Origin of the sequence: Nostoc sp. UHCC 0252 (assembly GCF_034931145.1) — a bacterium.
Taxonomy (GTDB): Bacteria; Cyanobacteriota; Cyanobacteriia; order Cyanobacteriales; family Nostocaceae; genus Nostoc.
Genome location: NZ_JAYGHE010000024.1, coordinates 1 through 8346, shown reverse-complemented (window position 1 = coordinate 8346; position 8346 = coordinate 1). Strand labels below are relative to the sequence as shown.

The following is an 8346-nucleotide window of genomic DNA, read 5'->3' as shown; positions in this document are numbered from 1 at the left end:
GTTAATGATGTCTGACTTTTCACCCACCTCATGTAAAAAAAACAACAAAAGACCTAACCCCCTACCCCCTTTCCTACAAGGGAAGGGGGAAAATTCAAAGCCTCTCCCCTTCTAGGGGAGAGGTTTGGAGAGAGGTCAGAATATTCAGTTACACACCCCGTACATTAAGCTTCCCAATCCCCAAATCACCATGCAAAACCGCAACTCAACAGCTACAACCACATTAGGAAAACCATTCTCCCCTGCAACCACCAGCCGCAGACCTTTTCTAGAAATTAAAGACGTTACCAAAGTCTATCCCACAAAGCAAGGCCCCTTCACCGTACTCGATGGCGTTAACCTCAACGTCGAACAAGGCGAGTTTATTTGTGTCATCGGCCACTCTGGCTGTGGCAAATCGACACTGTTAAATATGGTATCCGGTTTTAACTTTCCCACCTCCGGCCAAGTGCTACTCGAAGGAGAACCAATCACCAAACCAGGCCCAGACAGGATGGTTGTCTTCCAAAACTATGCCTTGCTACCGTGGCGGACTGCTTTTGAAAACATCTATTTAGCTGTTAACGCCGTTTATCCCAATAAACCACAAGCTGAAAAAAGAGCGATCGTCCGCGATCATTTAGCAATGGTGGGACTGGCTGATGCAATGGAAAAGAAACCAATGCAGATGTCCGGTGGGATGAGACAACGGGTTTCTATCGCCCGTGCTTTGGCGATTCGTCCGAAAGTTTTAATTTTGGATGAACCTTTTGGGGCGCTGGATGCCATCACCAAAGAAGAATTACAAGAAGAATTGCTCAAAATTTGGGGCGATAACCGTTGTACAGTGCTGATGATTACCCATGATATCGACGAGGCACTATTTTTAGCAGATAAATTGGTAATGATGACCAATGGCCCACACGCGAAAATTGGTGAAGTTATGGAAATTCCTTTTTCTCGTCCCCGCGATCGCGCCCGTATCATGGAAGATCCACAATACTACCAACTACGTAACTATGCTTTAGATTTCCTCTTTAATCGCTTTGCCCATGATGACGTAGGTTAAGCTAATCTTTTCCTAAGTTTTCATTTTAAAAAATGGTTCCTTCCAAACGAGTCTATTTGTTGCTGGTTTTAGGTATAGCGATCGCCCCGATCATATACCTTTTTTTCAACATTAAAGCAGCGATCGCCATCATTGTGTTATTTGATGCGATCGTTCTCGGATTGATGGTTGCAGACGGTTTACAGGTGCGACGTTCTCGCGTGCAAATTACCCGCGAATTACCATCCCGATTATCCATTGGGCGGGATAATCCGGTAATCCTAAAAGTAACATCGTCAAATACCAACGCCTTAATTGAAGTCTGCGATTATTACCCAACAGGGTTTGGTGTATCGACACCCGTACACCGGGCGATTATTCCCAGTAATACTACTCAAGAATTGACGTACACTGTCAACCCAAAACAGCGCGGCGAATTTCCTTGGGGAAATATCCAAGTTCGCCAGTTGGGAATTTGGGGATTAGCTTGGGATGATTGGCAAATTCCCCAAAGTCTGCCAGTGAAAGTTTATCCTGATTTGGTGGGATTGCGATCGCTGACAATTCGTTTAACATTGCAATCATCAGGCTCAATGCGCCAATCTCGCAAAACTGGTATTGGTACAGAGTTTGCCGAACTGCGAAACTATCGTACTGGTGACGATTTGCGGTTTATTGATTGGAAAGCTACCGCCCGTCGCGTTGGTGCTTATGGCAATGCAACGCCACTGGTAAGGGTTCTAGAACCAGAACAGGAACAAACTTTATTAATCTTGCTCGATCGCGGCCGCTTAATGACCGCAAAGGTACAGAATTTGCAGAGATTTGACTGGGGTTTGAATGCAACCTTATCCTTAGCATTGGCGGGATTACATCGAGGCGATCGCGTGGGTGTTGGTGTATTTGACCGCCAGATGCATACGTGGATTCCCCCAGAACGCGGTCAACATCATTTGAATCAGCTAATCGATCGCCTAACTCCAATTCAACCAGTATTATTTGAATCAGATTATTTGGGGGCGGTGACAAATGTTGTACAGCGTCAAACTCGCAGGGCGCTAGTAGTAGTGATTACCGACTTAGTTGATGTCACCGCCTCTACTGAACTCCTGGCTGCACTCTCCAAGTTAGCGCCTCGCTATTTGCCATTTTGCGTTACTCTGCGAGATCCACAAGTTGACCATTTGGCACACACTTTTACAGATAATGTTACAGAAGCTTATGCCCGTGCAGTGTCACTAGATTTATTAATGCAAAGACAAGTCGCATTCGCTCAATTGAAACAAAAAGGTGTATTAGTACTAGATGCACCAGCAAATCAAATTGCCGATCAGGTAGTTGAGCGATATCTGCAACTCAAAGCGCGGAATCAACTTTAATAGAGACGCGAAAATTCGCGCCTCTACTAAATCACGATTAAACAACCACAAAATTGTTGTTGGTTAGTGACAATCCAGTTGATAGTTGAGCAAATTGTACCTGAGCAAACCCAGCCGCACTGCCATCTTGGTCAAAGAACAGTCCACCTGTAGAATCATCATAAATGAATCGTTGATTGCTTGTCGTTGCAGATGTTCCGATAGTAAACTGACTTATCTGAAGTGAACCTATTGATAAACCGCCACCAAAACCAGTAGCTGAGACCTGAATCAATTCATTAGTAGCATTGAAATCATAAATAGTGTCAACGCCTTCATTGTAATTATTGAAAGCAAAGGTATCAGTCCCGTCCCCTCCAATTAGGCTATCATTACCATTGCCCCCTGTAAGGATATCATTGCCATTGCCACCATCAAGGGTGTTATTGCCTGTTGAGCGAGAGTCGAAGTAGTCTGAGTCGTCCGTGCTGGAGTAGCTGCCAGAAACGTCAAGATAATCATTGCCATCACCCCCAGAGAGCAGGTTATCACTTGTTGAACCGCCAGCCCTCAATGTATCGTCACCTGCGCCTCCATTGAGGGTGTTATTGCCTGATGAGCGAGAGTCAGTGTAATTGCGGCTAAAGTCGCTGCCAGAGATGTCAAGAGAATCATTACCATCGCCCCCAGAGAGCAGGTTATCACCTGTTGAACCGCTAGCCCTCAATGTATCGTCACCTGCACCTCCGTTGAGGGTGTTATCGCCTGTTGAGCGAGAGTCAGTGTAATAGAAGCTAAAGGTGCTGCCAGAGATGTTAAGATAATCATTACCATCGCCCCCAGAGAGCAGGTTATTGCCTGTTGAACCGCCAGCCCTCAACGTATCGTCACCTGCACCTCCATTGAGGGTGTTATTGCCCGTTGAGCGAGAGTCGGATTCACCACGGTAATTACCGTAGCTGCCAAAGATGTCAAGATAATCATTGCCATCACCACCAGAGAGCAGGTTATTGCCTGTTGAACCCCCAGCCCTCAACGTATCGTCACCTGCACCTCCCTTGAGGGTGTTATTGCCTGTTGAGCGAGAGTTAAATTCACCACGGTAATTACCGTAGCTGCCAGAGATGTCAAGATAATCATTACCATCGCCCCCAGAGAGCAGGTTATTGCCTGTTGAACCGCTATTACTCAAAGTATCGTCACCAGTACCTCCATCAAGGGTATTATTTCCTGCACCACCTCTGAGTAAGTCATTACCGCTTTTGCCGTCGATGTAGTCATTACCCCCCTGACCATTTATGACATCATCTGAGTCGTCAAAGCCGTTAACATTATTGTTCAGGTCGTTAAGAAAGGTGACTGTATTTTTGTTAAAGATCGTGCTTTGGGTGGAATTGGCATTGAAGACATCAAAGCTGTCTGTAGTGGTAGTTTGTCCATAAAATACGATATTGCCTAAGTTTACAGTGCCTCCTGTAGATGTGCTGAGGTTATCAAGGTTTTCCAGGGCAAAGTTTTGCAGGGTGACTTTAGTATTGGAATTATTTTGAAAGGTGATTTCCAGATTGTTGCCATTCTGGGTAAGCAGCAGATTTCGAGCAGTCAAGCCATTACTTTGGAATATTAGGGTATCCACTTCAGCAATGGCTTCTGCTGTCGGATTTGTTCCTTGACCTACGCCACCAAAATCCGTAATGGTAAAAGAGGAGTAAGAGGAGTCATAAGTGTAGGCGTAGTAAGTATCGTTACCACCTCCACCAGTCAATATGTCGTCGTAATAAGCAAATAGGGTATCGTTACCGTTGGTTCCAATGATATCTGCCATGACTTTTATCCACCTAAATTGATTTTTTCAGTAACTTCACTTCAGTTCTTATACTGCTACTTGTCCGGTTTCAGGGCACAAAAATTCGCCAAAACTTTAGGTTTTCGTATACTTTTGAGGAAAAGTAATATTTCTCAAAAATTTACCCAGAGGATGGGATTCTACGTAACAATTATCTAACTTAGAGCTTAGTCAAAAGCCATGAAAGCCTTGATTTTTTATCAAGGCAATTGATGAATTGACCCTACATTTGTTGATGGGTAAGTCCTAAAACTATTTTCTTGCTATCTAAGCCTTAAGCACTATACAAATTAATCAAAGTGTCAATCCAAGATAATTGTTCAGTAGAAATCAATGAACAAGTATCAAAAAATCAAGCTTGAATCCCTAAAAACCACCTTTTATATTTGATTTTTTGCCAGTGCCTAAGTCCTACTAGTTTCAAACTAGAAAAGAGTTAACTTTCGATTGCAAGGATGTTTTTATACCTTGCTTGTGGGTTATTCTGTCTAGGTGTCGAGCTTGAATATCTTGAATACATAGAACATTTCAATTACCTCAAAATAACTACATACTCACTATCTTACTTAGATGCCTATAGTTAAATAACCATCTTTGCATACTCTTCACATTATTTGCTGATAGATGTACACACAGATACTGATCTTTATGTATTCTTCATACTCCTGTAGTTTCTAAATAACAAGAAAGCAGAAAACAGTAAAAAAGGTTTGAAGGAGCAATGTAAAATAGATATTTCCCTTTTTGAATGCAGCGATGATGGAGATGTAGCGATCGCTATATCTATTTGGCGTTTCATAATAAAGGGATGAATTAGGGATTAATACTGTGCCTTGCCCTCAATTTCAGATACCCCTACAGCGATCGCTGTAGATTGTCAAAATCACAAACGCAGACATCAGCTAAATAATCTAGAAGGTGTTGCTGAATTATCCCTTGATTCATAAACGCCCCGTTTTATTAAACTTTATTACACTGCTCAATCAAATGTGATATCATGTTCAGCAAATTACTTGTGATATGTCATTGCGAGTGCAACGAAGTGGAAGGAAGCAATCGCAAGGCTTTTGGGATTGCTTCACTTCGTTCGCAATGACAATTATTTAACCGGACATGATATGAGATGCTATTTTAGCACCTCACATTTGATTGAGCAGTGGTAGGGGCAGTACTCTCGCAGAGCGGCTACTCTGCGAAAGTATTGCCCCTATATCATGTAGTTTTGGGTAACTCCTAAATTTATTTCTTGGAAATCCCTAACCACGATTAAACAACTACAAAATTGTTGTTGGTTAATGACAACCCAGCAGATAGTTGAGCAAATTGTACCTGAGTAAACCCAGCCGCACTGCCATCTTGGTCAAAGAACAGTCCACCTGTAGAATCATCATAAATGAATCGTTGATTGCTTGTGGTTGCAGATGTTCCGATAGTAAACTGACTTATCTGAAGTGAACCTATTGATAAACCGCCACCAAAACCAGTAGCTGATACCTGAATCAATTCATTAGTAGCATTGAAATCATAAATAGTGTCAACACCCCCATTGTAATTATTGAAACCAAAGGTATCAGTCCCGTTTCCTCCTATCAGGATGTCATTACCATTACCCCCTGTAAGGATATCATTGCCATTGCCACCATCAAGGGTGTTATTGCCTGTTGAGCGAGAGTCGAAGTAGTTTGAGTCGTCCGTGCTGGAGTAGCTGCCAGAAACGTCAAGATAATCATTACCATCGCCCCCAGAGAGCATGTTATCACCCGTTGAACCGCTAGCCCTCAATGTATCGTCACCCGCACCTCCGTTGAGGGTGTTCTTGCCAAATGAGCGAGAGTCATCGCTGGAGAAGCCGCCAATGGAGTCGCTGCCAATGGAGTCGCTGCCAGAGATGTCAAGATAATCATTACCATTGCCCCCAAAGAGCAGGTTATCACCTGTTGAACCGCTAGCCCTCAATGTATCGTCACCTGCACCTCCTCTGAGGGTGTTATTGCCAAATGAGCGAGTGTCGTCGTATACCTCACTATTGATAATCGAGTCGTTGCCAGAGATGTCAAGATAATCATTACCATTGCCCCCAGAGAGCAGGTTATCACCTGTTGAACCGCCAGCCCTCAATGTATCGTCACCTGCACCTCCCTTGAGGGTGTTCTTGCCTGTTGAGCGATAGTCTTCGCTCCCGAAGGGGAAGCTGTAGTCGCTGCCAGAGATGTCAAGATAATCATTGCCATTGCCTCCAGAGAGCAGGTTATCGCCTGTTGAACCGCCAACCCTCAATGTATCGTCACCTGCGCCTCCGTTGAGGGTATTATTGCCTGTTGAGCGAGAGTCGGATTGAATACGGTACCCCCCGTAGCTGCCAAAGATGATAAGAAAATCATTACCATCGCCACCAGAAAGGAGGTTATCGCCTTTTGAACCGCCAGCCCTCAATGTATCGTTACCTGCGCCTCCGTTGAGGGTGTTATTGCCTGTTGAGCGAGAGTCTAATTCACCACGGTAACTCGCGTAGTCGCCAGAGATGTCAAGATAATCATTGCCATTGCCACCAGAGAGGAGGTTGTTCCCTTTTGAACCGTTAGCACTCAACGTATCGTCACCCGCACCTCCGTTGAGGGTGTTATTGCCTGTTGAGCGAGAGTCAGTGATGCCATAACTGTTGCTGGAGTATTCGCCAGTGGAGTAGTTGCCAGAGATGGAGAGAGAATCATTGCCATCGCCACCAGAGAGCAGGTTATCGCCTTTTGAACCATCACTCAATGTATCGTCACCTGCATCTCCGTAGAGAGTATCATTACCCGCACCACCCCGCAGCAAGTCATTGCCACTTTTGCCATCAATGATGTCATCTCCTCCCTGAGCATTGATGACATCATCTGAGTCATCAAAACCGCTAACGTTATTGTTCAGGTCATTAAGGAAGGTGACTGTATTTTTGTTGAAAATAGTGCTTTGGGTGGAGTCGGCATTGAAGACATCAAAGCTGTCTGTAGTGCTAGTTTGACCATCAAACACGATATTGCCCAAGTCTACAGTTGCTCCTGTAAAGGTGCTAAGGTTATCCAGGTTTTCCAAGGCAAAGTTTTGCAGGATGACTTGAGTATTTAAATTATTTTGAAAGGTGATTTCCAGATTGTTGCCATTCTGGGTAAGCAGCAGATTTCGAGCAGTCAAGCCATTACCTTGGAATATTAGGGTATCCACTTCGGCAATGGCTCCTGCTGTCGGATTTGTTCCTTGACCTATACCACCAAAATCCGTAATAGAAATCGCGGCCGCCGCGATATTGTAAATATCGTTACCACCTCCACCAGTTAAGGTGTCGTTGTTTTGTCCCACTAGGGTATCATTACCGTTGGTTCCAATGATATCTGCCATAAATTTTACCTATCTAAATTGATTTTTTGAGTAACTTCAGTTCTTACACTGCTGTAAGTGATGTTTTCGGGTACAAAAATTCACCAAAACTTGACGTTTTCGTTCCTCTTGAGAAACAGTAATATTTCTTGAAGATTCCCCCATAGGACGGGATTTTACGTAACAATTATCTAACTTAGGGCAATTTATGAATTAACCCTACATTTGTTGATGCGTAGGTTCTAAAACTATCTCAAACTATCTAAGCCTTAAGCACTATACAAATTAATCAAAGTGTCAATTCCAGATAATTGTTCAGTATAAATCAATGAACAAGTATCAAAAAACCAAGCTTAAATCTCTAAAAACCACCTTTTATATTTGGTTTTTTGCCAGCGCCTAAGTCCTACTAGCTTCAAACTAGAAAAAAGTTAACTTTCGATTGCAAAGATGTTTTTATACCTTGCTTGTGGGTTATTCTCTTTAAGTGTCGAGCTTGAACATATAGAGAACATCTCAATTGCCTCAAAATAACTACATACTCAATATCTTACTTAGATGTCTATGCTTAAATAACCATCTTTGTATACTCTTCACATTATTGGCTGATAAATGTATACATAAATACTGAGCTTTATGTATTCTTCATACTGTTATAGTTTATAAGTAACAAGAAAGCAGAAAACAGTAAAAAAAGTTTGAAGGAGCGATGTAAAATAGATATTTTCCTTTTTGAATGTAGCGATGATGGAGATGTT

The 8346-nt window shown here is 43.1% G+C and carries 4 protein-coding genes; 2 read left to right on the top strand and 2 right to left on the bottom strand.

The window, feature by feature from the left end:
- Positions 1 to 190: 190 nt before the first annotated feature.
- Both VB732_RS15525 and VB732_RS15520 read left to right on the top strand, forming a co-directional pair.
- Positions 191 to 1048, top strand: coding sequence for a nitrate ABC transporter ATP-binding protein (locus VB732_RS15525; protein WP_323231768.1), 858 nt, complete (start codon positions 191 to 193; stop codon positions 1046 to 1048).
- A 32-nt stretch (positions 1049 to 1080) separates the two neighbouring features.
- Positions 1081 to 2406 (top strand): DUF58 domain-containing protein, encoded by a 1326-nt coding sequence (locus VB732_RS15520; RefSeq protein ID WP_323231767.1) that lies wholly within the window; start codon positions 1081 to 1083, stop codon positions 2404 to 2406.
- A gap of 37 nt (positions 2407 to 2443) precedes the next feature.
- On the opposite strand, the gene VB732_RS15515 is transcribed toward VB732_RS15520, so the two are convergent.
- Together VB732_RS15515 and VB732_RS15510 are read right to left on the bottom strand one after the other, a co-directional pair.
- On the bottom strand, positions 2444 to 4210 hold the full coding sequence (locus VB732_RS15515; protein WP_416235752.1) for a beta strand repeat-containing protein: 1767 nt from the start codon (positions 4208 to 4210) through the stop codon (positions 2444 to 2446).
- Positions 4211 to 5497: 1287 nt separating this feature from the next.
- A complete protein-coding gene (locus VB732_RS15510) occupies positions 5498 to 7609 on the bottom strand; it encodes a calcium-binding protein (protein ID WP_323231766.1) in 2112 nt (703 codons plus the stop codon).
- Between the last annotated feature and the right edge of the window lie 737 nt (positions 7610 to 8346).

Bases quoted from the DNA above. Each gene is read 5' to 3' on its own strand.
- VB732_RS15525 (WP_323231768.1), top strand. From the start codon at position 191: ATGCAAAACCGCAACTCAACAGCTACAACCACATTAGGAAAACCATTC.
- VB732_RS15520 (WP_323231767.1), top strand. From the start codon at position 1,081: ATGGTTCCTTCCAAACGAGTCTATTTGTTGCTGGTTTTAGGTATAGCG.
- VB732_RS15515 (WP_416235752.1), bottom strand. From the start codon at position 4,210: ATGGCAGATATCATTGGAACCAACGGTAACGATACCCTATTTGCTTAT.
- VB732_RS15510 (WP_323231766.1), bottom strand. From the start codon at position 7,609: ATGGCAGATATCATTGGAACCAACGGTAATGATACCCTAGTGGGACAA.